Here is a 25,468-nt window from a genome sequence, read left to right as displayed (position 1 = left end):
ACCCCCTCCTTGGTTCCACCGTCGAGCGGTAACGTACACGTCCCGGCGCTCCACGCCGGCCTGTCCTCTCGATGTTGGTACGAGCCTCTACCCTTCCGGGAGCGCCTCCGTGACCGAGTGAGGCTCTTCGAGGGAGTGCAGATGCTCAAGTCGCCGACGTTCGACGCTGTGCTGTCGGACGAGCAGGCCTACTTTGACGAGGTCTACGAGCTGAGGGAGAGCAAGCGCCAGGCTCGGCTGGGCGGGTTCGGTGCGGCTGCGGACGTGAAGGCTCGCGCTCGGCTGCGAGCCAACGCCGAGAAGGACGACACTCTCGGCAAGCCCTCCGATGCTGCGGCATTCCTGCGGATCGACACCGGCCAGGGGGACCACTACTACGTGGGGAACGGACTGGTCCGGGCCGAGGGTGAGTGCTATGTGTACTCGTGGAAGGCCCCGTCGATCTCCGAGATGCGGGATGCGACGTTCGACGATCCGCGGGGCGTCGTACGACTTCGCCGCTTCTCGTGCGTAGCGACGAACACGATCGAGACCATCGACGACACGGTCCTTGAGGAGCTGGCGTCGCGGGTCGCCGCGCTAGATGATCCGGAGCTCGCGGTGATCGAGGCTGACGCGATGCTGCAGGACGTCTTGGACAGCTCGCGCGAGCCCGAGATGCGGCACATCGTCGAGACCATCCAGGCGGCTCAGAGCGCCCTCATCGGATCAGACCCAGACCGCACCCTGGTCATTCAAGGTGGGCCCGGGACCGGGAAGACGGCGGTCGCGCTGCATCGTCTCTCCGTGATCCTCTACAGGAACGAGAGCATCGGTCCGGAGGACGTGATGGTCGTGGGTCCGAACATGACCTTTGCGCGATACATCTCAAGGATCATGCCGGAGCTCGGAGACGACAGCGTGCTGGTGACCGATCTGGTCGGGATGCTCGATAGCTCCATGGTTCCGAGCACGAAGGAGACCGCGGAGGTCGCTCGCCTCAAGGGGGATCTTCGCATGGTCGACGTCGTCGCTCGTGCTCTGGCCGACCGGGTACGGCCACCTCTGGAGGATTCGCTCTTCACGGTTGCTGGGGCGCCTTGGCGGCTTCCCGTCTCGCCGGACATCGTGCGTCAGCTGGTAGGTACGCAAAAGGGGCAGCCGTATGCACTGGGGCGGACCGGATTTCGAGAGGCGCTCAAGAACTTCGTCGCCAACCGTGCGGCGCAACGACTCCGCGACGACGGGATCGCCCGACGCGGAGACGTCGCGATGCGCCTCGACGGCAGCGAGATCGATTCCGTAGTGAGCAAGGTCTGGCCGTCGCAGTCACCCCACGCCTTCCTGCGCGGCCTGTTCGGATCGGTACAGCGGCTCTTGACGGCCGCCGGAGGTGAGCTCTTGGCCGACGAGGTCACACTTCTCCAACGCTCGACAGGGAGCCGGGTGGCCGACCAGGCGTGGTCGAAGGAAGATCTCTGCCTCCTCGACGAGGTGGCGGCCCAGATGGGGGAAGCGCCTCGCCGGTATGCGCACATCGTCATCGACGAGGCGCAAGATCTCTCTCCGATGCAGGTTCGGGCAATCAACCGGCGGTCTCGTGGCGGGGCGCTCACCTTCGTCGGTGACATCGCTCAGTCGACGGGGCACTGGGCCCGTGACGGCTGGGAAGACCTCCTCGACCAGGTCAAGACGTCACTGCCGAAACAGATCGAACAGCTGGCGCTGGGGTACCGGGTCCCGCGATCTGTCATGGACCTGGCCGCGTGCCTGCTGCCGGAGGCTGCGCCGGGACTCACCGCGCCGAGGGTGGTGAGGGACGTCGAACCCGGTCCGGTGTTCACCGAGGTGGCCGAAGAGGATGACCTTCCGACAAGGGTGGTCGAGGTGGTGTCTGAGCACAGTCGCCTAGGACGGTTCGTCGGAGTGATCTGTCCCGACAGCGCCCGGGCTGACATGGAAGAGTCCTTCAAGGCCCACGGCATCAGCTGGCAGGACGCCGACAAGGGCGGACTGGGAGCGGCGATCAACCTCGTCAGTCCCGTCGCATCGAAAGGGCTCGAGTTCGATGCTGTCGTCGTGGTCGATCCGCAGCAGATCATCGATGCCGGCCCCGAAGGCCTTCGGATGCTCTACGTCGCCCTCACGCGTACGACGAAGTTCCTCGATCTGGTCTACGCGGCGGGCCGACTCCCCCGCCAGCTGGGCGGTGAGGGGGGTGTCCGGTCTGCGCAGAGCGCGACGGGGACGTCGAGCGAGGGAAGTCCGCGTCGGTCCTCATCAGGGGAACAGGAGACTCGTGAGGATGGCAGCGCCTTGACCCGGTCTGGTGGGCAGAGCGTCACATCGATGCCTCGGTGGTCGTCCAGCCCAGAGAAAGCACACGACCTGACCGCGCGCCAGCGGCTCGCCGTCGAACGAGAGGCGCGTGAAGTCCTCGAGAGGCTGGAGGAGACAGTGGCCCCGTCACTCGTCAGAGCGATCTTGGGGAGGGCGATCGAGATGCTCGATGTGGACGCGCCCAACCGGGTTCCGAGCTAAGCTGTCCCGTCAGGGGCGCATGATGTCGATCCAGCCACAGTAGGAGAACGATGAGTTCAGGGCACGCCTTCACTTTTGTTGATCTCTTCGCGGGGGTGGGGGGCTTTCACGCAGCATTCGACAGCCTCGGGGGGAAGTGCGTCTATGCTGCGGAGATCGACGACGACGCTCGGGCGGTCTACTCGAAGGCGTGGATCGAACCCGACCTGGCTGAGCATGGGTGGAAGTACCCGTTCGCGAAGGATATCAACGACGATGTTCCCGTCATGGCCGAGGTGGACATGGGAAAGCCGAAGAAGGATCTCCCGGAATTCCCGAAGCATGACATTCTTGCTGCAGGATTTCCCTGCCAGGCGTTCAGCAAGTCGGGTCATCAGAAGGGGGTGCTCGACGAGACCAGGGGGACGCTCTTCTACAACATCCTTCGTATCGTCCGTGCCAAGGAGCCCAAGATCGTCTTCCTGGAGAACGTTCGAAATCTGGCCGGGCCCAAGCACCGGGATACGACCTTCAAGACGATCGTCGAATCGCTCGAGTCGTTCGGGTACGTGATCTCCCGCGCGCCGACGATTATTTCTCCCCACAGGATCGATCCGGATGAAGGGGGGACACCTCAGGTCCGTGAACGCATCTTCATCATGGCCATCCGCCGAGACATGCTCGGGTACTCGAACGGGGGGGACGTCCAGCCGGTTGAGCCTTTCGCAGGCTTCGACTATCGCGGTTGGAACCCGAGTCGGTGGCGGATCGGGGAGACGGAACTCGGCCTCTACCGCGATGAGCCGGTCAAATCGGTGATCCTGCCTGAAGGTCACGTCGCCAACTTTGATCGATACAAGCTCAAGGAGCCCGACCTCGGGATCATCGAGACGTGGGACGCGTTCGTGCGCGACGTGGTGGCGAATCGTGCACTGACGGAGGATGACGGGGTGCGTCGTCTGCCCGGCCACCCGATCTGGTTCCGCGCGCGTGAGTCCGTCTGGGTCAGGCAGCAGAGTCGTGAGGCTGATGAGAAGGGCCAGGAATGGAAGCACGACTTCCTGCGAAAGAACATCGAGTTCTTCGAGAGGTACAAGAAGGAAGCGGACTCGGCTGCGGACGCCATCTGCGACTTCAAGCCGAGTCGTCAGAAGTTCGAGTGGCAGGCTCAGGATGCGATGAGTCTCTCGGAGTGCCTGATCCAGATGCGTCCCTCAGGTATCCGCGTCAAGAAGGCGACGTACGCGCCGGCGCTCGTCGCGATCAACCAGACGCCGATCTACGGGCCGGAGATGCGTAGGCTGACACCAGTTGAAGCGGCCCGGCTCCAAGGATTTCCTGCAGTCGTGTCGACTGCTATGGACCAGGCCCGCAGGGGGGACGCGGCCTCTTACAAGCAGCTCGGAAACGCTGTGCATGTCGGCGCGGTGCAGTTTGCGCTGGCTCGCTTCATGGAACACTTCGAGAAGCAGGGGCTTCGCCCTGAGCTCGAGCCCCTCGTGAGGGCCTGCCAGCAGTCGATCGCCGGTCGGACGCAACAGCACGATCAGCCCGCACTCGATCTCGGGCCGGCACCGGCCGATCCCGTCCGGACTGCGGCTGACGCCGCCTGAGCGTCTCGTATGAAGCCGCCTCAGCCGCAGAGCGTCCCCGGGCACCCCGGCAGCTCGTCGGTGGCCGTGTCACGTCGCATGAGCGTTGCGCGTCGACGTGACACGGCCCCTGAGGTGGCCTTGCGGAAGGCGCTCCACGCGGCTGGGCTGCGGTACCGGGTCGCATACCCGGTTCCGGGCCAACGTCGCCGGACGATCGATATCGCCTTTACCAGGATCCGGCTGGCCGTGTTCGTCGACGGCTGCTTCTGGCACGGCTGTCCGGAGCATGGAACGCGGCCCCGCGCGAACAGCGAGTGGTGGGCGGCCAAGCTCGCTGCGAACCGCGCGCGCGACGCCGACACGGATCGTGTGCTCGCAGAGCTGGGTTGGTTCGTGGTCCGCGTGTGGGAGCACGAACCAACCCAAGAGGCCGCGGATCGGGTGCGCGCGGCAGTCGGCGCGTCTCAGGCTTCGGCGACGAGACCGAGCGCCCGGACGGAGGAGAAGACGTAGCCGTCCCGGATGATGCCGTCGACCTCGTCCGGGCTGACGCCGAGCGTCCGGACGATCCCGATGGCAACCTGTGCGATGTACTCCCACTGGATCGACGTCTGCGTCTTCTTCGGTCGGATCCAGACCTCGCTCGTCAGGCGTCGGAGATCAGGGGCCACCGAAGCGATGCGCTCGCCGACCTGCTCGCCGAGCGCAGCAGTGGCCAGGGTGACCCCCAGGAGGCTGGCGACGAGCTGGAGGTCCTGCCACCGGTCTCCGTTCTTTCCGTCCTTGAAGGTGTCGGCCCAGGCGTCGGCCGCCAGGTGTGCCTGCATCGCCTTCGAGATGAGGGAAAGGGCATCGGTGACCCGTGCTCGGTCACGCATGGGGTCGCCAGGAGTCTGCGCACGGTCGAGCAGGTAGTTGATCTGCTGAGCAGTCGAGAGCCGCCGAGGCTCGTCGTCCTCGTTGACCGACTCGACGAAGATCATCGAGAACAGCCAGGACAGGATCTTCGTCCGTCGGTACCGCGCGTCGCTGACGCCGTAGTCCACGAGGGCATCGCTGATCTTCTCGATGATCGACCGGTCGGGGAGCAGGAACGGCGCCGCGATCTCCAGAGGCGGCCCGTCCCCAGCAGCTGCCGCGAGCGCCCGCATGAGGTCGAGCTCGTGGTAGACGGCGTTACGGATCTCCTCGGCGTTGAGGTGCTTCCCCTGCTTGTTGTACAGGCTGAAGACCTCGTGGATCTGGCGGGGTGAGGCTTCGGTGTACTCGATGACGGGGACCTTGTAGTCGGTCGTCGACTCGAAGATGTCCCGGACCTGGACGCGTTCTCCGCCGACCCTGACGATGTCGTCCTGGATCGAGTGGTAGTACTTGCCTGCCAGCCCGGAGAGCTCTCCTGTGAGCCCGGCCGACGCGCTCCCGAGCTTGTACGGAAAGTACAGCTCACGTTCTCTGGTGCTGGTCAGGGTCTCGCCCGTCGCGTCCTTCCAGGCGGTGCGGAACCTGGGGTAGTCGGTGCGGAACAAGGAAGTCAGCTCGAAACCAGGGTGCTCGCGTCCTGCGCGCTCGACGTTCGCTATCGCGGTCGGGTGGGCGCCGATGAACCGGAGGATAGATGTGAGGCGCTGCTTGCCGTCGACCACCTCGTAGGGGGCCTCCCCGACCGTCTTGGGCCGCAAGATGATGACCGAGGGCAGCGGGATGCCACGCAGGATCGACTCGATGAGAAGCTGGGCGTCTCGGGTCGGCCAGACATCTCCGCGTTGGTAGGACGGGCTCAGGTCAAGACGGCGAGACTTGGCGCGGGACGCGAAGTCATGGATCGACCAGATGCCGGCCTTGGCCATGATCGGACCTGACACGGTCTCGTCGACGGTCTCGTCCCATGCGGCGATCCATGCCGAGGTCGCGGACGTCCGGTTCCCGGACTCGAGTGCGTCGAGGAATGCGTCACGGAGAAAGACCGCGCGGTCGACCCGGTCGCGGAGAAGGTCGAGACCGAGATCAGTGAGGGCCACCTCGTCTCCAGCGACGACGAAGGCCTCGGACGGGTTGTCGACGCTCAGGTCGCTGAAGAGCTGCGACGCGAGGGCTGCGCTGGCCGCCAGGGGCTCGAGCGGACGAGAGAGGCGGAGCCACTCCTGGACCTGGATGACGCGATCGAGCCAGAGCCCTTGCTCAAACCTCACGTCCGAGCCCTCGAACTCGGCGATCAGGTCGACTTCGGCGGGGGCATCCGTCGAGGCCGAGAGGGATGCGAGGCCCACTGCGATGGCCTGCTCGAGATCGATACGGTCTTCCACATCGATGATGGCGCTGCGGTAGTGCACGGCTGTTCTCCCTCATGCTGACGGCGAGATCGACCCGAGCGCGACCCCCCGGGCGCGATCCTAGCCTCGGACGATCGAGTCCATCGGCCACAGTTGAGGGTCGAGGCAGGCGGCGCCACCCGATTTCGCCCACTCGAACCTGTCCTGGACCAATTACTGAGGCTAATGTGCAGGTTGTCCACGAGTTTCGGGGGTGGACCGGGGACACAGGGAGCAGCGATGAAGCCGGACGACGACGTGTGGCGCGAGCACGACCGATGGAACGCCATCTTGGCGGAGGTGCTCTTTCCTCCTCAGGAGACGCCGGCGCCTGTCTATATCGATCTCGAACCTGAGACCTTGACTGTGATCGGGGAGCGAGCCGGTGTCACTGAAGACGCAGTCGTGGATGCCCTGGCACGGGCCGTCGCCAGCACTGTTGACCTCGAGAGCGCAAACGGGTTCCGCGAGCATCGGGCGAGACTCTCTGACTGGAGAACGGGGACCAGGGAGGGTACGTATCCACTGATCGCCCTCCTTGCGGTCTTCAGTCTTGCCGCAGAACGGATGGCTAGCGGTGACGGGATGTCGGCCAGCAACTACTACGGCCGCCTGTCTGAGCTGTTGGGCGGGACAACAGAGAAGCTGGGCCACGCCTATCGACGTGACGCCGAGCCGTTCTGGGGCGGGCTGAATCTCTGGCTCACAACCGTAGGCGGTGAGCGGGGGCTGCCGACCGCCTACTCCGTCGGCCTGCGCTACGTCGGGTTGGCGGTCTCTCAGGCCCTGGTCCGCGAGGCAGATCGGCGCCGGCTCGAGCGCTTCTTCGCCCACTTCGACCTCTCACCGCGCTCCGACCTGCCTCCGTCGGAGCTCGTTCCTCTGCTGGGGTCGTGGATCGACCAGACTCCGAGCCCGGCGAGCCAGCACCTTGTGAAGCTGTGGCGCAAGGAGTCTCTTCAAGACCGGGTCGCCGAGGTGGCGGCGACGCTGCTGAGCGAGTGGAACGGTGTCGAGGACTCCGACGACACGATCGGGGAGAATCGGGGCCGGGCCCAGCTGACTCTCAGCCTGAAGTCGTTCCCTCGGCGCAGTCTCCGGGTGGTTCCTCAGTTCTTCCTTCCCGAGCCGACTCTCGTTCGGGAGGTCGTCCTGAGGGGTGAGCAGGACGAGAGAGTTCGCCTCGAAGCCCGGTCTCTGGGGGTGATGGGGTTCGCGGAGCCGGGGCTCGTTGACGCCGAGAGCCTTCTGGAAGGCGTCCTGACCATCGAGGACGAGCTGGCAGGAACCGTGACCCGTTACCCGCGCGGTCTCGTGGTCTTCAAGCGGGACGATCTGACGGCTTCCTGGGTTGAGGTGAAGCAGGTCCTCATGGGCGATGACGTGATCGTCCTCGTGGCGGACCGGATCAAGGAGGAGGCCTCGGCCGTCCTGAACGAGGTAGCTCGCCCAGGATGGACCGAGGAGGGCTCGCTCGATGGAGTGCCGGAAGGCTGGACCCTCGTCCGAGACATCGAGGTGTTCTCGCGTCCGCTCAAGGAAGAGAACCTGAAGACGGACCTTCGGGCACTCATCCCGCTGACCAGCAGCCAGCTGAAGCTCGCTGGAGGATTCTCGCTCCCTGGCCACCTGCGCAACAGGTGGCACGTGATGAGCCCGCCCGAGCTGCGGGCAGTCACGGACTCGGACGAGCCGTTCACCGTCAAGCTGTTCGACCTCGGTCCAGTAGGGGAAGCCGCTGAACCGCAAGAGCTGGAGGAGTGGCCCGACGACGGCACCGGGTCGGTCGTCCAGGCGTTGGACGGCCTCGACCTCGAGGACGGTGAGTATGCGGTCGAGCTCTCGATCGGGGAAGTGATCCGTAGCCGGAAGGTTTTCTCGCTCAGATCGTCCGACACCCCCGACGAGATCCTCTGGAGCAGGGCACCGTCCATCGCTCACGGACTGGGTGACGCGCTCTCCGCCGTCGGCGCCGGGCCTGAGGATGCTGCCGGGCCACTGGTCCAGGGTGTGCTGCTGGAGGAGGGAGCGACGAATCCCGGGCTCGAGTCGACCCTGCCTGACTCCAGACCGTGGTGGCGCGCCGCGACCGATCAAGAACGAACGCGATCGATCAGGCTGGCTCGACCCGATCTCGAGTCGTGCTTCTACACTGGCAGTCACCACTTCGACGTTGAATACGTACCCGTTGACAGGCAGGGACGGCCGCTCGCGCCGTCGAGCATGGGGACGTGCCGTGACTGCAACCTCCAGAAGCGATACTCCTCGAGCTTCTGGCGCAACAAGAAGAAGCACGAACGCAACCGGGCCCGGGCCGAGGTGCCTCGCGTCGACGTCGCAGTGCTGCCTTCCGTCCTGCACGACGACCTCACAGTCGACGATCACTGGGATATCGCCCTCGACGCCTTGCGCTATGCCGGTGGGGGGCCGATCTCAACCCTGGAACGCATCGCCCGGCAGATTGATCCCAGTCGGGTCTTCATCACGGAGTTCATCAGTACGCTGGAGGCGCTCGGCCACATCGAGATCCGGCGGTCACCCGAGACCCTGGCACCTGAGGGTTGGGAGGTCTGTCCGACGACGATCGTCGATGCGGGCGGTCAGCGTGTCTTGACGGGGTACTGGAGCCATGAGCTCATCGCGGGGCTCGAAGGGGCGGCTGAAGAGCACGGTCACCGCGTGGATCCGGTCCCGATGGAATCGGGCCCGACTCTCTGGGGGACGTCGGCGGGCAGCGCTGAGCTCCTCGAGTGGCTGGACATCGGTGAGGTCATCCTGCCTGGGCGTGCTGGGCTGGCGCTCGCCGGGGCGCTCCCACGACTCAGCGAGGTCGTCGCACGCCTTCCCCGTCGCAGGGCAGGCGCGCACGCAGAGGCCCAGTGGTTCGACCCGACGCGTGCTTCGTGGGTCGATGTCGTCGGCATGGAAGGCCCGGGGGCCTACCGGGTCGGGCGGTACAGCACCACCTACTACCTCCGGACGGAGGCTGACCTCGCCGACGACACCGCGGCGTTGGGGGATGTCTACCTCGTCAAGCATGCGGCGACGGCGATGACGGTCGGCAGGACGCTGAGCGCATACTCGCCTCAGAGCCGGGATCTTGCGGTACCGCTCGGAGCGAACCTGCCCGGTCTGTACCAACGAGCCGTCGTCCTCGACTCCGGTCGGGCACCCCAGAAGCGACGTGGCTATCTCGTCTACGGCGACGTCTCTCCTGAGGTCGTCGGTCGCATCACCTACCTGCTCACCAACTGAAGGGCCCGACACGTGGCATCGCAGCCGAACCCGGTCACCGTGGGGTCTCGTATCGAGGAGACGCTTCTTCGGTACATCGACACCGCCTTCTATCTCCGTGACGGATCCCTGCGCCAGGAACGCCGACGGCTCCTTTCCGGTGAGGTCCCGCTCGTGCCGAGCCCGTTGCTGGAGCCGGTGCTGCCGTACGACGGCGTCGTCGATGCGGTCGAGGCCTGTACCGCTGTCGGCCTCGAACCGCACGAGGCTGCCTGGCTCGTAGAGGGGCTCTTCGGTGCGTCCGCCGGTGGGCTCAAGCTCCGGGGGCACCAGGCCGAAGCACTCAGCGTCGCGATGCGGGCGAGCGGCGTCACCAACCCGGTCGTCACGTCGGGGACGGGTTCTGGAAAGACCGAGTCCTTCCTCTTGCCAGTCCTTGCGCGACTTCTGCTCGAGTCACGTGAGTGGCCCGCGGTCACAGGTGCTGCTCAGCCCTGGTGGGACAGCAACCCACTGCGTTGGCGACCTGTGCGTCAGGAGAACCGCGACGCTGCAGTACGGACCCTCGTCCTCTATCCGACGAACGCGCTCGTCGAGGATCAGATGTCCAGGCTCCGGCGCACGGCGCGGCGCATCCATGACGCTGGTGGACCGAGGCTCTGGTTCGGGCGATACACGTCCGCGGCTCTGGGTGGGACCAGGATGCCTCCTCTGACGAGCAAGAGCCCGGTCGTCGCGTCCGTCGCAGAGGCGATGCGGGAGCTTGTCACCGAGTACGACTCGCTGACGACGGGCAGCCCTGACATCGTGGACTTCCTCTCAGACCCTCGGAGGGTCGAGCTCCTCACCCGTTGGGACATGGTCTCGACGCCTCCTGACATCCTCGTGACCAACTACTCGATGCTCAACATCATGCTCATGCGCGAGATGGAGCAGCCGATCTTCGAGAAGACGAAGGCCTGGCTCGACAAGGACCCAGCCAACGTCTTCACTCTCGTGGTCGACGAGCTGCACCTCTATCGGGGAACCCAAGGCTCTGAGGTCGCGCTGATCCTCCGCAACCTTCTGCTGCGTCTCGGCCTCGCGCCAGACTCCGCGCAGCTGAGGGTGATCGGCACGAGCGCCTCGCTCGACTCGGACTCCGGGGAGTATCTCGAGCGCTTCTTCGGAGTTCCCCGAGACTCGTTCGCGCAGATCTCCGGAAGCGCACGGACAGTGGACGTCGCCCTGCCTGTCGATGCGGACCGAGCGCTCGCAGGAGTGACTGAGGAGCCGCTGGACGCGATCATTGCCGAGGCCTGCCGGGACGCGAGCGGGCAGACGAGGGCGACGGCACTCGGGGACATCGCCGCGCGGGCGTTCGGGCCTGACGGGACCGAGGAGCAGGTGACCAAGGCGTTGTCGCTCATCGGGGAAACGCCGTCGCCGGAACCCATCCCTTTTCGCGCGCACTATTTCATGAGGACGATGCGCGGGATGTGGGCATGCTCCGACCCGGGGTGCACTGAGATTCCTGCTGAGAGCGCTCGAGAGGTTCCCGGCGTCGGGCGGCTGTTCGCCCGGCCCGTGCGGCAGTGCGCCTGCGGGGGACGTGTGCTCGAGCTGCTCTACTGCGGCAACTGTGGTGATGCGAGCCTCGGCGGGCACGTCCTCGCACAACCGAACGGGCCGGAGGAGGCGTTCCTCGGAGTTGACCCGTCGGAGGTCGACGCTGAGCGCACCAAGTTCGTCTACGAACGAAGCACGAGCGAGTATCGGTGGTATCTCCCGCGACGGGACGGTATCGGTGTGACCTGGCAGCACACGGGTCCCGGCAAGAAACCCTGGAAGTTCACGTTCGCCAGCGCTCACCTCGATCCCCGCAGCGGATACCTCGACCTGGACTCTGAGACCCCGACGGGGACCGTCATGACGTGGGCGGGGCCGGACAAGTCCTGGCACCCGCCGGCTCTGCCATCGCACTGCCCTCGGTGTGGACACTCACGTCGGCAGAGAGAGTTCGACTCCGGCCGTGTTGCTTCCGCGATCCGCGCCAACACCCAAGGCGCCACCCAAGCGGCCCAGCTTCTGGTCTCGGAGATCTTTCGCGAGCTAGGCGACGACCGCGACTCGAGCAGGACGATCGTCTTCACCGACTCACGGGACGACGCAGCCCGCATGGCAGTCGGCCTGTCGATGAACCACTACGCGGACCTGTTGCGCCAGCTCGTCCAGCAGGCTCTTGCATCTCCCGCGGAGGACCTTCCCCGCCTGATGAGGGCAGGGGTTCGGGGCGAGCTCAGCGGGGCGGACCTGGCGAGATACGGCCAGCTGACGAAGGACTACTTCGCGCTCAACCAGGCGTACATGCTGGATAGCTTGGGCATGGCGGGGCCCGCGCACCATCGGCTGATCGACGAGTTCGAGCAGACATGGAGTGCCGGCACCACCAGGCCCTGGTCCAATCTCGTGGATCACGTCAGCCAGCGATTCGTCGAGATCGGTGTCCCACCTGGCGGCCCACGAGCATCGTTGCTCACCCTCGACGACGGCACGCCTTGGTTCAAGGCTTTCGAGCCACCGGTCGCGGGGGAGTGGGTCCCGATCGCGGACGTCACGAAACGTCAAGGCTTGAAGAAGATGTCTCGCGATGGCCTCGTGGCATCGATGGGACAGGTCTTGCTCGGATCCTCCGACAGGGACTCTGAGGAGACGTTGGTAGCGTCCTTGCTCCCGCGCTCGGTCGCAGTCGACGACGATCCGACGCTGGCAGAGATCGTTCGGTCGTCGCTCAGGATCATGCTCGCGGCAGACCGCTGGATGCCACAGGACCGCGCGTCTCAGTCTCAGTCGCAGGTGAAGGCTGTGGTCGACTACGTCACGCGTGCTGCCGCGCGAGCGAGCCTCGACGAGCAGGTGCTCCTCGGGACGGTCGAGGCCCGCCTCGCGTCACTCATGGATCACGGCACTGTGCACCTCGACAAGTTCGACCTTCCCCTGGATGTCCTTCCGGCGGGGGACACGGTCTGGGTGTGCGACCTCTGTGGCCGACGCCACCTCCATGAGTCGGCTGGTACGTGCACCAGGTCCGGATGTTCTGGCGAGCTGGCGGACGTCGAGCGCGATCTTCTGGGAGAAGCCGACTACTACGCCTGGCTCTCCGGGCAGGCGCCCCAGCGGCTCGCGGTCGCCGAGCTGACGGGGCAGACGCGACCGCCCGAGGAGCAGCGTCGTCGTCAGCGTGTCTTCCGAGGTGCGCTTCGACCGGAGCCTCAGGAGAACCGGCGTGCGACGCCCCTGGACGTCCTGAGCGTGACGACGACGATGGAGGTCGGCGTCGACATCGGCTCGCTCCGGTCGACGGTCATGGGGAACATGCCCCCTCAGCGATTCAACTATCAGCAGAGAGTCGGACGAGCGGGACGTTCAGGGCAGGCCTTCTCGTTCGCGGCCACCCTGTGCCGTGACCGGTCGCACGACGACTACTACTTCGCGAACTCCCACAGGATCACCGGGGACAGTCCGCCGCAGCCGTTCCTGGACATGGGCCGCGCGAGGATCCTCCGGCGAGTGGTAGCCGCCGAGGTGCTGCGCCGCGCGTTCGCCACCCTCGCGGACCCGCCAGCGCCACGGGGAGACAACGTCCACGGAGCCTTCGGTGACTTCGACGAGTGGCCGAAGTACAGACCGGGGGTCGAGGCGTGGCTCGTCGCGAGCTCCGAGGTGGGCTTGGTCGTGCAGCGGCTGAGCCGCCTCACGGGGTTGTCGGAAGACGAGGTCGACGAGATCGGGATGTGGGTACGCAGTGATCTCGTGCTCGAGGTCGATGAGGCGGCGGAGTCGGAGGTGCACACGCAGCGCTCCTTGAGTGAACGTCTCGCCAACGCGGGCACGTTGCCGATGTTCGGCTTCCCGACCAGAGTGCGCTATCTCTACCGGACCGAGGTCGACGGAAAGTCGACGGCCAACGAGATCAGTGACCGCCCGTTGGGCCAGGCGGTCTCGCTGTTCGCCCCTGGGGCTCAGATCGTTCGCGACGGTTGGACCTACACCGTCAACGGGTTCTCGGCCTGGAGGCGTGGAGCGGGCAACAAGCCCTACGGCGTGGACCCGCTCCGCTCGTCCTTGTCGCTCGTCCGGTGCACCATGTGCGGCGCGTCGACGGTGGCCGACCGCTGGCAGACGTGCCCGGTCTGCGCTGGGCCCGTTCGCGAGATCAAGGTCTATCAGCCGGACGGTTTCCGCACGCACCCTGATCGCAAGGACGGGGCGATCGAAGACCGCGACGCCGCGACCGCGTCCCGTCCGGTGCTCGCGTGGCTCGACCCGGGCGAGCCCGACGGGCGGTACGGGGCACTCGACGTCTGGGGTCTTGAGCAGGCAAAGCTGCTGACGATCAACGACAACAACGGGCGCTTGTTCCCGATGTACTCCCATTCCGACAAGTCGGTGATCGTCCCCGTGGTCGGCACCGATCCTGGGTCGATGGCCAAGCGGGACGAAGCGGCGATCGGCGAGGTGAGGGTGACTGATGCGACGCTGATGCTCGTCCGCGACGCTGAGCTCATCACCGGTGTCGTGCCCACCGACCGGTCGATCGCAGCCGCCGGGCAGGCGGCGATGCTCTCGTTCGCTGAGGCACTCCGACGCGGGTGCCAGGCCGAGCTGGACATCGATCCCTCCGAGCTGGTCGTGGGGATCCAGCCTCGGACTGTCGGTGGTGTCCGCACGGCCGCTGTCTACGTCGCGGACACCCTGGAGAACGGCGCAGGGTATGCCGTGGAGCTGGGTGGCGGTCGCCTGGGCGACGTGCTCGAGCGGCTGGCCGACGAAGTCGGTCAGGCATGGGCGGGACGGGCGCACAGCGAGTGCGACTCCTCGTGCCCCGACTGCCTGCGCTCGTGGGACAACCGTCACCTCCACGGAGCGCTCGACTGGCGCCTCGCCCTTGACGTCACCGACCTGGCGCTCGGTCGAGCGGTGCCCGCTGACAGGTGGGCAGACGTCACCCATCAGTCAGCGGGTCAGTTCGTACGGGCATTCGGCGAGGCTGTCGATGGACTCTCGGTGGACGAGACAGGCGGCATCGTCGTTCTTTCGGCAGGCAGGGTTGCCGTGCCTGTCGGGCACCCGCTCTGGTCAGCGGACTCGTCGTACTTCAACGACCAGCAGAAGGTCGTCGACGAGTTCCTGCGGGCGGAGGGCCGCACCGTGCGGTGGACCGATGCCCGCACCCTGCGGGCGCGCCCAGACCGTGTCTTTACCTACCTCGTCTCCTGAACCCACCGAAGGGCCCGTCATGGCGTTCCTCGTCTCGCTCTCGCCGCTCTCCCCGCTCCAAGGGGCCCGACCGCACTCTGAGTCGGAGTGCACCTGGCGCATCTCCAGCCGGGACGGCGAGCGTGTGCTGCAGCTCGACACCTACGGGTCACCTCAACGCAAGGATGTGGGGACGATCAGTCAGTCGATCCAGCTGGACGAGACCAGGGCAGCCGAGCTGGTCGCGATCCTGCGGTCGGCATTCCCCAGCATCTCCTGACGTCTGCTCCGGCCTCGGGGCCGCTACCCCGCCCTCCGCCACCACCCCGCCAGGTACGATCCGCCTGGACCCTTTCGTCCTCCCTCCCGCCGTCTAAGGGGCACCACCGCACCATGAGCACCACCGTGTCCGCGAGGACCGACTCCACCTTCAATGCAGCCCCGGGTTCTGTGGTCGTCGTCAGGGACGAGGACTGGCTGGTGACGGGGGTCGAGCCGGCGGCGGACGGGTTCTTCGTCCACGTCGTCGGGTTGTCCGAGCTGGTCCGGGACACCGAGGCCACCTTCAGCACCGCCCTGGACACGGTCCATCAGGCCGACCCGGCAGCTACCCGGGTCAAGGGTGACGAGTCCAAGGGCAACCGGCGGACGCGCCTGTGGCTGGAGGCGATGCTCCGCAAGACGCCGGTGCCGATCGCGGACCCGAGTCTCACGACCGCACACCGTGCCCTGGCAGACCCCTTGGAGTACCAGTTCGCAGCGGTCCGCAAGGCGTTGGACCCGGACAACCTGCGTCCTCGCATCCTGCTGGCGGACGCGGTCGGTCTGGGTAAGACCCTGGAGATCGGCATGATCCTCTCGGAGCTGGTCCGGCGGGGGAGGGGCGAGCGCATCCTCGTCGTGACGCCCAAGCACGTCCTGGAGCAGATGCAGTTCGAGCTGTGGACGCGTTTCGCGCTCCCGTTCGTGCGACTGGACAGCACGGGCATCCAGCGCATCCGTCAGAAGCTGCCGGCGAACCGCAACCCGTTCACCTACTTCAAGCGGGTCATCATCTCGATCGACACCTTGAAGAGTGACAAGTACGTCGCGCACCTGCGCAAGCAGCGGTGGGACGCGGTCGTGATCGACGAGTCGCACAACGTGACCAACACGTCGTCGCAGAACAACCGCCTCGCGACGCTGCTCGCTGCGCGCACCGACGCCCTGATCCTCGCGTCGGCGACGCCGCACAACGGCAAGGCGGAGTCGTTCGCGGAGCTGGTACGCATGCTCGAGCCGAGCGCGGTCAAGCCGGACGGCACGTTGGTCGAAGACGAGGTGCAGCGGCTCATCATCCGCCGGCACAGACACCACCCGGACGTCGCGAGCGTCGTGGGTGCGGCCTGGGCGGAGCGTCTGGAACCGGACAACCAGGAGGTCGCGGCCTCGCCGGTCGAGAACGAGATCGCACGCGAGCTCGCGCAGACGTGGCTGTGGCCTGAGGGCGGGGTCAGCCCGTACTCGGGCAAGACGGCGAGCCTCTTCCCGTGGACGCTGGCCAAGGCGTTCCTGTCGTCCCCGGCGGCGCTCGCGGCGAGCGTTCGTGAGCGTCTCAAGCGGTTGGGCGACGGCCCGGCAGCGGCCACGGAGCGCGCGGCGCTCGAGACCCTGCAAGACCTGGCCGAGCTGGCGCTGAGAGCCCCGTCTGGCAAGTACGACGCTCTGCTCGCGCACCTGCGGAAGATTAAGGTGGGCCCGGCGAGCGGGATGCGCGCGGTCGTCTTCGCGGAGCGCGTCGCGACGCTGGACTGGCTCCAGCAGCGCCTCATGAAGGACCTGCGCCTCAGCAAGGAGCAGGTCGGGGTCCTGCACGGCGGTCTGAGCGACACCGAGCAGCAGGACATCGTCGACTCGTTCAAGCTCGCCTCGTCGCCGATCCGCGTGCTGGTCACGGGGGATGTCGCCTCGGAAGGCGTGAACCTGCACAGCCAGTGCCACCACCTGGTGCACTTCGACATCCCGTGGAGCCTGATCCGGATCGAGCAGCGCAACGGTCGTATCGACCGGTACGGGCAGAAGCACCCGCCGCAGATCACGACGCTCCTGCTCAGCCCCGAGGGGCGCTTCGGTGGTGACTTCCACGTCCTGACCAAGCTGGTCGCGCGCGAGCACGAGGCGCACAAGGCGCTGGGCGACACCGCGTCCCTCATGGGCACGTACGACGTCGTCGCCGAGGAGGACGCGATCCGCGACGTCATCCGGGGGCGCAAGCAGCTCGAGGACGTCGTGAGCACGGTCGAGGAGGTCGCGGCGAGCGCCGGCCCGGCGGGCTTCCTGGCCCGCCTCATGAGTCTGGGTAGCGAGAGCGCGGTGCCCGACGACGGAGCGTCGCCCCAGGCGTCCACGTCCCCTTCCGCGAGCGGCGGTTCAGGCGTGTACGACGACGAGCTGAGCTTCCTGGAGGACGCTCTCCTCGAGGCGTTCGAGACCCCAGGGTTGCCCGTCGTGAAGGGTGGAGTGTCCTGGAAGTCGTTCCCGCAGCAGCAGATCGTGAGCATCGAGCCGCCGCGGGACCTGCGCCAGCGGCTCGAGGTGCTGCCGCAGTCGTACCTGGCCGCTCGCCGGGTCACCGAGACGCTCCGGCTCGCGACGAGCACCGCGCGCGGCAAGCGCGAGATCGAGCAGGCGAAGAACGCTGAGTCCACCTCGACGTGGCCCGAGGCGCACTACCTCGCTCCGCTGCACCCCATCGTGGACTGGGCCGCGGACCGTGCGCTCGCGAAGCTCGGCCGCGACGAGGTGTTCGCGGTGCGAGGAGACGTCGAGGAACTGACGGTCCTGCTGCAGGCGACGCTCACGAACAAGCGCGGTCAGGTCGTCGCGACGTCGTACCTGCACGTGGTCTTCCCGGACGTGGCCAACGCGCGCTTCGCCCTCGTGCAGGTGAGGGAGAGCGGCCAGGACGCCGTCGAGTCCCTCCGCCTGGCCATGGTGAACACGGGTGCTCTGGTGGGGGCCGAACGGCTCCAGCCGTTCGTGGCTGCGGCAGTCGGCGCCGCCACCGCGCCCCTTGAGCAGCAGATCGCCGCGATCCGCGCCGAGACCGAGAGCAGGGTCAAGCGGTGGTTGGAACGCTCGAAGAAGTGGCGCATGGAGGCCGACGTGCTCGTCCAGCGGCAGGACCTCGAACGGCGCCGTGAGGACGTGAACGAGGAGTCGGAGCTCGCGCAGTCGATGCTCCCGGACCGGACCCTGGTCCGGCCCCTCGTGGTGGTCGTCCCGGCGGGCACAGACATGACGGACATCGTCGGCGACGAGCCGGCACACGCGCAGTCGGCCGAGCCGCTGCTGGACGGAGCACTCTGATGGCCGTGAGCGACGCGATCGTCGTCGGCGAGGACTGGATCAGCGAGCACTACTTCGCGACCGAGGGCAAGCAGTCCTTCCATGCGCGCGTGCTCGACCGCCGCAAGGCCTGGGACGCCGAGAAGGCGGAAGGCAACGGGACGGTCCGCTCGCGCTTCGCCGACGCCCGCCGGGAGCTCCTCTCGACCTTCGCGGGCTTCGGGGAGGAGGGCGGTCGCAGTGACGACCTGCCCGCGCTCTACGAGCGTCTGCGCGAGATCCTGGGCTTCACCGGGATGGGGCTCACGGCGCAGCATTCGGGGCCCGTGGTCCGCATCGGTGCGACCGGGCTGACCGCAGACGCGCCGTTGGCGATCATCGAGGCTGTCGCGGTCAAAGACGCCGAGGTGCTGCTGGCCAGGGGCGACGCGCTGCACCCGCGCGAGGCCGACAAGACGCTGCTCACGCCGTACGAGGTCGACGACAAGACCCAGATCGTCTCGGTCGCCCGGCTGCTCTCGCACCTGTTCGTCGCAGCTGACGCCCCCGACTTCGCGTTGGTCCTGGCCGGTGGCACGGCGTTGGTCGCCGAGAAGGAGCGGTGGGCCGAGGGGCGCTACCTCGCGGTCGACCTCCAGCTCGTGTGCGAGCGCGCCGAGGACAAGCGTGGTGGCGAGATCGACCGTGCGCTGGCCTGCCTGAGCGCCGAGTCGCTCGCGCCCGACGCCGAGGGCAACCTCTGGTGGCACGGCGTGCTCGACGAGTCGGTCAAGCACACCGTGGGCGTCTCGAAGGACCTGCGCGAGGGTGTGCGGCTCTCGATCGAGATCATCGCGAACGAGGTGGTGCGCCGGCGTGCTGCCCAGGGGCTCGAGCCGCTCCCCGCGGAGCAGGCGCAGCCGCTCGCGAAGCAGTCGCTGCGTTTCCTCTACCGCATCCTGTTCCTGCTGTACGCCGAGGCGTCGCCCGAGCTCGGTGTCCTGCCGACGGGCGAGCAGGCGTACGAGAAGGGCTACAGCCTCGATCGGCTGCGCGAGCTCACGCTCGTGGCGATCGAGAGCCCCCGGGCCCAGCACGGGACGCACCTCCACGCGTCCCTCGCGGTGCTGTTCCACCGCGTCGACCAGGGGCACGACGGCGGCGAGACCTGTCGCGACGGCGCGGAGGTACCGGGGCTGACCTTCCGGTCGCTCAAGGCGGACCTTTTCAAGCCCGAGGCGACCGCGTTCATCGACGAGGTCGGACTGGGGAATACCGAGCTGCAGCGCGTGCTCCAGCACCTGCTCCTGAGCAAGGAGGTCAAGGGCAAGGACCGCGGCTTCATCTCCTACGCGGAGCTGGGGATCAACCAGCTGGGCGCGGTCTACGAGGGCCTCATGAGTTACACGGGCTTCTTCGCGGAGGAGGACCTGTACGAGGTCGCCAAGGACGGCAACAGCGAGAAGGGGTCATGGGTCGTCCCCACGCGTCGCGCGGACGGGATCCAGGCGAAGGACTTCGTCAAGGCGACTGACCCTGTGACCGGAGAGTCGAAGCCGGTCCTGCACGAGCGCGGGACGTTCGTCTTCCGGCTCGCGGGTCGTGAGCGCCAGCAGTCGGCGTCCTACTACACGCCCGAGGTGCTGACCCGCTTCACCGTGGGCCAGGCCTTGGTCGAGCTCATCGGGCCGGACGAGGTCAAGGAGGGCTCGGTCGAGTGGGAGGGCCGCGAGGTCCCCCGCAAGATGTCAGCCCGCGAGATCCTGAACCTCACCGTCTGCGAGCCGGCGCTCGGGTCGGGGGCGTTCGCGATCGAGGCCGTGCGCCAGCTCGGCGCTGCATACCTCAAGCGCCGTCAGGAGGAGCTGGGTCAGCGGATCGACCCCGACTCCTACGCGCGCGAGCTGCAGAAGGTCAAGGCGTACATCGCGCTGCACAACGTGTACGGCGTGGACCTCAACGCGACGGCCGTCGAGCTCGCGGAGATCTCCCTGTGGCTCGACACCATGGGCGAGGGCCTGAGCGCGCCGTGGTTCGGGCTGCACCTGCGGGCCGGGAACTCGCTGATCGGCGCCCGCCGCGCGGTGTTCCGCCGCGACCAGGTGGTCAAGAAGGACTGGCTCAAGGCGATCCCGCGGGACGTGTCGCTGCTTCCCGGGGCACCCGGCTCCGAGGCTGCCGGGGTGGACGGCGGGGTCCACCACTTCCTGCTGCCTGCCGAGGGGTGGGGGTCTGCCGTCGAGGCGAAGGAGGCCAAGGAGCTCGCGCCCGACGCGCTCGCGCGGCTCAAGGCGTGGCGCAAGAGCGTGCTCGTGCGCCCGACCGCCGCGCAGGCCAAGGCGCTCGACGACATCGCGCTGCGCGTCGAGCAGCTCTGGGACATCGCCTTGCGGCGGCTCACGATCGCGGAGTCCGAGATCCGCCGGCAGGTCGACGTCTGGGGCGCTGACGATCTGCCGACCGGCGGGGCGGTGACGCGCGAGCAGATCGAGGCGAGCCTCGCCGACGCGCGCGGGGCGTACCAGCGCCTGCGCCGCATCATGGACGCGTGGTGCGCGCTGTGGTTCTGGCCGCTCACGGACGAGCTGACCACGCGCGTCGAGATGTCGGACGACGGGGTGCCCCGTCGCGTCCGGATCGACCCGCCGTCGCTCGGCGAGTGGATCGACGCGCTGCAGAAGCTCGTCGGCGTGACCGTCTCGGCAACGAGCACCGGCACCGGCAAGCGCTGGCGCGGCGGCGACCAGACGTTCTCCGACGTGGCCGACTGGGACGAGCTCAACACCGCCGAGGAGCTCGACCTGGGCTTCGCGCAGGCGCTCGACCCCGCGAAGGTGATTGAGGCGCACCCGTGGCTCAGCGTCTGCGAGAAGGTCGCCGCTCAGCAGGGGTTCTTCCACTGGGAGCTCGACTTCGCGCCGGTGTTCGCGGGGCGGGGAGGGTTCGACCTCCAGGTGGGAAACCCGCCGTGGGTGCGGCCGGACTTCGATGAGGCATCGGCACTTGCCGAGTACGAGATCGGGTTCGCGCTGGAGGGGAAGCTCGCCAGAGCACGGGCGCTCGAACTCCGGGAGCGGACGTTCGCGAACCCCGAGGCGAAGGACTTCTACCTCGACACTCTCACGTCGACCATCGCGACGCGTGAGGCGGTGTCGAGTACCGCGGACTACCCGCACCTCGACGGACTGCGGCCAGACCTCTACCGCTGCTTCATGGAGCAGACGTGGCGGCACGGGTCAGCGGTGGGATCGATCGGGCTGATCCACCCGGAGACGCACTTCACCGACGAGAAGGCGGGGTCGCTGCGCGCGGCGACATACGAGCGGCTGCGACGGCACTGGCAGTTCATCAACGAGTTGGTGCTCTTCGAGATTGATCACCACGTGAGTTTCGGCGTCCATGTCTATGGGTCTACGCGCTCGCCGAGGTTCATGCAGGCCGCATCGCTCTATCACCCTGACACCGTGTTGCGGTCATTGGTACACGACAGTTCCGGCGCGGAGCCTGGGCTCAAGGACCCAGATGGCAACTGGGATCTTCGCCCACACGGAGGTCGCAAGATTGCTGTCGACGATTCAGTGTTGCGCACCTGGCATGCAGTGCTCGAAAGCGACGGCGTACCCGTTCAGCAAAGCCGGATGGTCTATGCCGTAAACAGGTCGACGGCCGCCGTGCTCGACAAGATCGCCGCCGCGCCGCGCATCGGACCCCTCGGGCTGCAGTTCTCCCAAGGTTGGAACGAGACGACTGACTTCAAGAACGGCTTCTTCGCCAAGGAGTGGGGTCCCGTAGAGTCGTGGGACGAAGTCATCTTGCAGGGCCCGCACCTGCACGTCGCGAATCCCGCGTTCAAGACGCCCAACTCGACGATGCTCCACAACCTCGACTGGTCTGCCGTCGATCTGGAGGAGCTCGCACCCGACACCATCCCCGCGACGTCGTACAAGCCACGGGGGAGCCGCGCGGCGTACGGCGCGGCGTACACGCACTGGACGCGCGAGGTGCGCGAGGCGCCGGACGGTTCCGCCTTCGACGACGTGCCCACCGTCGACCCGAAGTACGTGCGCGCCGTCGAGCACCGCACCGACGCCGACGGCACCCGTATCCGCACGGAAACGGTCTCGGCCCGAGGCTTCTACCGCCTCGCCTGGCGGACGATGGCTGCGCCGACGGGAGAGCGCACCCTGATACCTGCGCTCATCCCACCGGGCGCGGCGCATGTCGACGGCGATTTCAGCGCAGGGCTGCCCCACAAGGGCAGCCGCGAACTTGTCACGCTCGCCGGGTTCACGTCCTCGGTGGTACTCGATGCGACGACTCGGGTGGTACCCAAGAAGCACATCCGTGCACCGCAACTTGAGCGGCTTCCCATTGTCGAAGGCCCGAACGTAGACGAGCTGGTGCTCCGCACGCTCCGCCTCAACTGCGTGACCGACGCCTACGCCGACCTCTGGGCCGACTGCTTCGACCCCGCGTTCACTGATGACTCCTGGACCGGGCTGCCCGAGCGTTCCGGATTCGTGGACCTCGGCGGCGTCGGGCCGGTCTGGACTCCCGAGACGCCGCTGCGTCGTGCGGAGGACCGCCGTCAGGCGCTCCTGGAGATCGATGCGCTGGTCGCTCTGTCCCTGGGTCTCACGGCGGACGAGCTCTGCACCATCTACCGCACGCAGTTCCCGGTGCTCTACGGCTACGACCGCAACCGCGACCACTTCGACGTCAACGGCCGCATCGTGCCTAACAGCGTCCTGACCCTCTGGCGCAAGAAGGGCGGCAACGAGGGCCGCTACTCGCACGACGAACTCACCGCGACCCACCCGGGCAGCGGGGTCCAGTATGTCTACGAGCTCCCGTTCGAGACCCTCGACCGGGAGCAGGACATGCGGATCGCGTACGCGGAGTTCGAACGCCGCCTCGCCGCGCGGGAGAGCAGATGAGCTCGTTCAGAGGGGGAGCGGACATCCTCGAGCGGCTCCCAGGGTCGATGCCCTTGCTCGACCAAGGGTTCCAGTTCCGATCGACATGGTGGACGAGCCGTGTCAAGGATGCAACCGTGTCGGGTTGGCTCGACGAGCTCCCGGAGGATCCTGGCGGTCGTGCGTACCGCCGCATCACGCGGGGCGAGATGCTCTCGACCGCCGACGGGACGGATGGCTGGCAGTCGCGTGCTCTGCTCGGCGGCTACGTCTGGGGCACCGGCCGGATGGGGTTCCTCGTTGGCCGTCGAGCCCGCACCTTCCGAGACACCATCCCCGCTGACTTGCAGAAGCAGCTTGAGGCAGCTGTCCGTGCCCTCCGCACGGATGGGCCCGCGGTCGCGTACAGCGAGATGAACCGTGGTGGCAGCGCCGCGATCAAGCACCTGGGTCCAGCGTTCTTCACCAAGTTTCTCTACATTGCCGACACCTCGCGGGTTGGTTGTGAGGACGGGGCGCTCATCATGGACCGCTTCGTCGTCAAGGCGCTGAACCACCTGTTCGGTTGGTCCGAACCCACCTACGGTTGGGCTCCTACCCGGTATCCCGAGTGGTTAGACATCGCGACCAGACAGGCAGTCCTTGCCGCCGCCGAGCTGGGGCGCCCGGTGCGGCGCGACGAGATCGAGTACGCCTACTTCAGCTATGGCAAGACCCTCTGACGTCCCCGACAAGGGTGAGCGCGCTGGTGATCCGCACTTGCTCGATCCTTGGTGCCACTCCTGGTCAGACCAGTGCTCGGACGGTGCTGTCGGCGTGACGGAGAATTCCTGCGACGTCGACAGCGAGCTTCTCTAGGTGGTCCGGCACGACCGTAATGAACCTCGTGGCGTCGATGCTGTCGACCACGAGCTCGCAAGCGGCAATGTCGATGAACTCCCGGTAAGACTGCTGCTGTGAGGGGTTGAGCGACTCCCAGTCCAGAGGGCGAGGTCCGAGCCGGGAGTTCCATTTTGTTAGCGCGTGCGCAGCGTGCACGGCGACGTAGTCGAGGATGCTTGTCGCCTTCTCGAGCGTGTCCACAAGAAGATCGAACCCTGCCTGGGACGTGTCTAGCTGAGCCTCGGCGTCCTCCACCTGGGCGGTCAGCCTCTCCTCCTCGGCCTTGGTGCGCCGCCTGGAGGCGAAGTACAAGCCGCCTGCCGCTAGTACCGCCACAGGTGCCGCGACGATCCCCGTGAGGAGCAGTGTGCCTGCGGCAATGCCTCCACCGCCCGCGGCGAGTGCGCCACCGCCGAGAAGAGCTAGCGTGGCGTTCGTCGCGGCAATACCGGAGAGCCCTGAGATGGCGGCGCCCGTCGAGGCGGTCCCGAAGACGGCTGCTGCCGAGAAGGTGGCATAGGCCGCGGCGGCACCTGTCGCGCCGCCGAGGGCCGCGCCGCCCGCTCCGCCGAGTAGGGCGGCCGTGATCTTGTTGGACAGCGCATTAGTAGTCCGAGAGGCCTGGTGTGCTCGATCGTCATGGGCGCCTGAAACGACCCCGGTTTCCGGAGGCAGTTCTGGGAGAGGGACCCCTTCAATGCTCTGCCCGATCTCCACTAGCCTCAGGAAGAACCGGTCGCGAGCCGAGTCGTGGGCTTCGTTGAATGCGGCACCGAGCACAGCCACGGCGTCCGTACGAAGCTTGGTCCGCTCCTGAACCCTCTTGAGGCGCTCGTTGAGGTCGCGCTTGCGCGTGGCCTTCTGGGGAGCCGCCGTGTTGCCGCCGCGCAAAGTCTCGGCCCGCGCCTCCCGGGACGCAGCGACCTCGAGCTGGCGCGGGGTGAGTCCGAGTGCGAGTGCGATGGCTGCGAGCTTGTCGGGCCTCGGTCGGGTGGTCCCTGACTCGATCCGTGAGATCGAGACGCCTGCGCCGCCACGATAGTCGGCGCGTTCGCCGAGTTCCTGCTGTGTCATCGGCGGCTCGTGCTCCTCGCGCAAGCGTCTGATGGCGCGCCCCAAAGCTACTGCCGTGTAGTCCATCCGCCAACCATAACAGCCTTAGTGAGACTTAGTGTTGCTAAGTTTCGATTGGTTGCGCTAAGTTCTGTGAATGGGTCCGACAGGCGGGCTCGTCAAGGAGGACTTCATGGCTCACATCGACATCAACGTAGCCGTCCGCACTGTGGCCGCAATCGTTGACGGGATCGACCGCTGCGACCGCGTGCGCAAGGATCCGGAGGTCGCTGGCGCCGTCAAGGAGTTCGCTCACGACGTCCGAGTGGCTGCTGGGTCGGCGGTCCGACTGGGAATTGCGACGAAGCGCGCCTGGCGGCGCTCTGGTGGCATCCCTTCCGGTCCTGCCACGGCCTTTGCGTGAGAGGTGCGTGTG

12 protein-coding genes are annotated in these 25,468 nt (G+C 67.0%); 10 read left to right on the top strand and 2 right to left on the bottom strand.

Translation table 11 applies throughout. The features are described 5' to 3' along the window. Positions 1–117: 117 nt before the first annotated feature. The 3 genes from ACIPWA_RS15155 to ACIPWA_RS15145 are packed head-to-tail and all read left to right on the top strand — an operon-like array spanning position 118 to position 4,607. Positions 118–2,520, top strand: coding sequence for a UvrD-helicase domain-containing protein (locus ACIPWA_RS15155; RefSeq protein ID WP_400291344.1), 2,403 nt, complete (start codon positions 118–120; stop codon positions 2,518–2,520). 50 nt (positions 2,521–2,570) lie between these two features. Then, complete coding sequence (gene dcm / locus ACIPWA_RS15150) at positions 2,571–4,112, top strand: DNA (cytosine-5-)-methyltransferase (RefSeq protein ID WP_400291342.1); 1,542 nt, start codon at positions 2,571–2,573, stop codon at positions 4,110–4,112. A gap of 9 nt (positions 4,113–4,121) precedes the next feature. After that, positions 4,122–4,607, top strand: a complete 486-nt coding sequence (locus ACIPWA_RS15145; protein WP_400291340.1) for a very short patch repair endonuclease — start codon at positions 4,122–4,124, stop codon at positions 4,605–4,607. Here the strand turns inward: ACIPWA_RS15145 and ACIPWA_RS15140 are convergent. Further along, positions 4,559–6,424, bottom strand: coding sequence for a DUF262 domain-containing protein (locus ACIPWA_RS15140; protein ID WP_400291338.1), 1,866 nt, complete (start codon positions 6,422–6,424; stop codon positions 4,559–4,561). The genes ACIPWA_RS15145 and ACIPWA_RS15140 overlap by 49 nt on opposite strands. A 219-nt stretch (positions 6,425–6,643) precedes the next feature. On the opposite strand from ACIPWA_RS15140, the gene ACIPWA_RS15135 reads away from it, so the two are divergent. The 6 genes from ACIPWA_RS15135 (at position 6,644) to ACIPWA_RS15110 (ending at position 23,819) form a co-directional block, all read left to right on the top strand. Then, positions 6,644–9,658, top strand: a complete 3,015-nt coding sequence (locus ACIPWA_RS15135; RefSeq protein ID WP_400291336.1) for a hypothetical protein — start codon at positions 6,644–6,646, stop codon at positions 9,656–9,658. A 12-nt stretch (positions 9,659–9,670) separates the two neighbouring features. Further along, entirely contained in the window at positions 9,671–14,896 is a 5,226-nt protein-coding gene (locus ACIPWA_RS15130; RefSeq protein ID WP_400291334.1) for a DEAD/DEAH box helicase, read from the top strand. 19 nt (positions 14,897–14,915) lie between these two features. Further along, on the top strand, positions 14,916–15,155 hold the full coding sequence (locus ACIPWA_RS15125) for a hypothetical protein (protein WP_400291332.1): 240 nt from the start codon (positions 14,916–14,918) through the stop codon (positions 15,153–15,155). Positions 15,156–15,268: 113 nt separating this feature from the next. Then, the gene (locus ACIPWA_RS15120) at positions 15,269–18,223 is read left to right on the top strand and encodes a helicase-related protein (RefSeq protein ID WP_400291330.1); all 2,955 of its coding nucleotides are present in this window, start codon (positions 15,269–15,271) and stop codon (positions 18,221–18,223) included. Continuing rightward, the gene (locus ACIPWA_RS15115; RefSeq protein ID WP_400291327.1) at positions 18,223–23,118 is read left to right on the top strand and encodes a class I SAM-dependent DNA methyltransferase; all 4,896 of its coding nucleotides are present in this window, start codon (positions 18,223–18,225) and stop codon (positions 23,116–23,118) included. Before ACIPWA_RS15120 ends, ACIPWA_RS15115 begins: the two co-directional genes overlap by 1 nt. A gap of 47 nt (positions 23,119–23,165) precedes the next feature. Next, a complete protein-coding gene (locus tag ACIPWA_RS15110) occupies positions 23,166–23,819 on the top strand; it encodes an 8-oxoguanine DNA glycosylase OGG fold protein (RefSeq protein WP_400291325.1) in 654 nt (217 codons plus the stop codon). Positions 23,820–23,883: 64 nt separating this feature from the next. Here ACIPWA_RS15110 and ACIPWA_RS15105 read toward each other — a convergent pair whose 3' ends face one another. Beyond that, complete coding sequence (locus ACIPWA_RS15105) at positions 23,884–25,119, bottom strand: helix-turn-helix domain-containing protein (RefSeq protein ID WP_400291323.1); 1,236 nt, start codon at positions 25,117–25,119, stop codon at positions 23,884–23,886. A gap of 106 nt (positions 25,120–25,225) precedes the next feature. Between ACIPWA_RS15105 and ACIPWA_RS15100 the strand changes: the two genes are divergently transcribed. Continuing rightward, entirely contained in the window at positions 25,226–25,456 is a 231-nt protein-coding gene (locus tag ACIPWA_RS15100) for a hypothetical protein (protein WP_400291321.1), read from the top strand. The last annotated feature ends 12 nt before the right edge of the window (positions 25,457–25,468 follow it).

Source organism: Oerskovia enterophila (assembly GCF_044748475.1).
GTDB lineage: Bacteria > Actinomycetota > Actinomycetes > Actinomycetales > Cellulomonadaceae > Oerskovia > Oerskovia enterophila.
This window is presented reverse-complemented; position numbering and strand designations above follow the sequence as displayed.

What these genes read in the sequence shown, in the direction of transcription:
- dcm (WP_400291342.1), top strand. Translation starts at nt 2,571, where the DNA reads ATGAGTTCAGGGCACGCCTTCACTTTTGTTGATCTCTTCGCGGGGGTG.
- ACIPWA_RS15145 (WP_400291340.1), top strand. Translation starts at nt 4,122, where the DNA reads ATGAAGCCGCCTCAGCCGCAGAGCGTCCCCGGGCACCCCGGCAGCTCG.
- ACIPWA_RS15135 (WP_400291336.1), top strand. Translation starts at nt 6,644, where the DNA reads ATGAAGCCGGACGACGACGTGTGGCGCGAGCACGACCGATGGAACGCC.
- ACIPWA_RS15125 (WP_400291332.1), top strand. Translation starts at nt 14,916, where the DNA reads ATGGCGTTCCTCGTCTCGCTCTCGCCGCTCTCCCCGCTCCAAGGGGCC.
- ACIPWA_RS15120 (WP_400291330.1), top strand. Translation starts at nt 15,269, where the DNA reads ATGAGCACCACCGTGTCCGCGAGGACCGACTCCACCTTCAATGCAGCC.
- ACIPWA_RS15115 (WP_400291327.1), top strand. Translation starts at nt 18,223, where the DNA reads ATGGCCGTGAGCGACGCGATCGTCGTCGGCGAGGACTGGATCAGCGAG.
- ACIPWA_RS15110 (WP_400291325.1), top strand. Translation starts at nt 23,166, where the DNA reads ATGCCCTTGCTCGACCAAGGGTTCCAGTTCCGATCGACATGGTGGACG.
- ACIPWA_RS15105 (WP_400291323.1), bottom strand. Translation starts at nt 25,119, where the DNA reads ATGGACTACACGGCAGTAGCTTTGGGGCGCGCCATCAGACGCTTGCGC.
- ACIPWA_RS15100 (WP_400291321.1), top strand. Translation starts at nt 25,226, where the DNA reads ATGGCTCACATCGACATCAACGTAGCCGTCCGCACTGTGGCCGCAATC.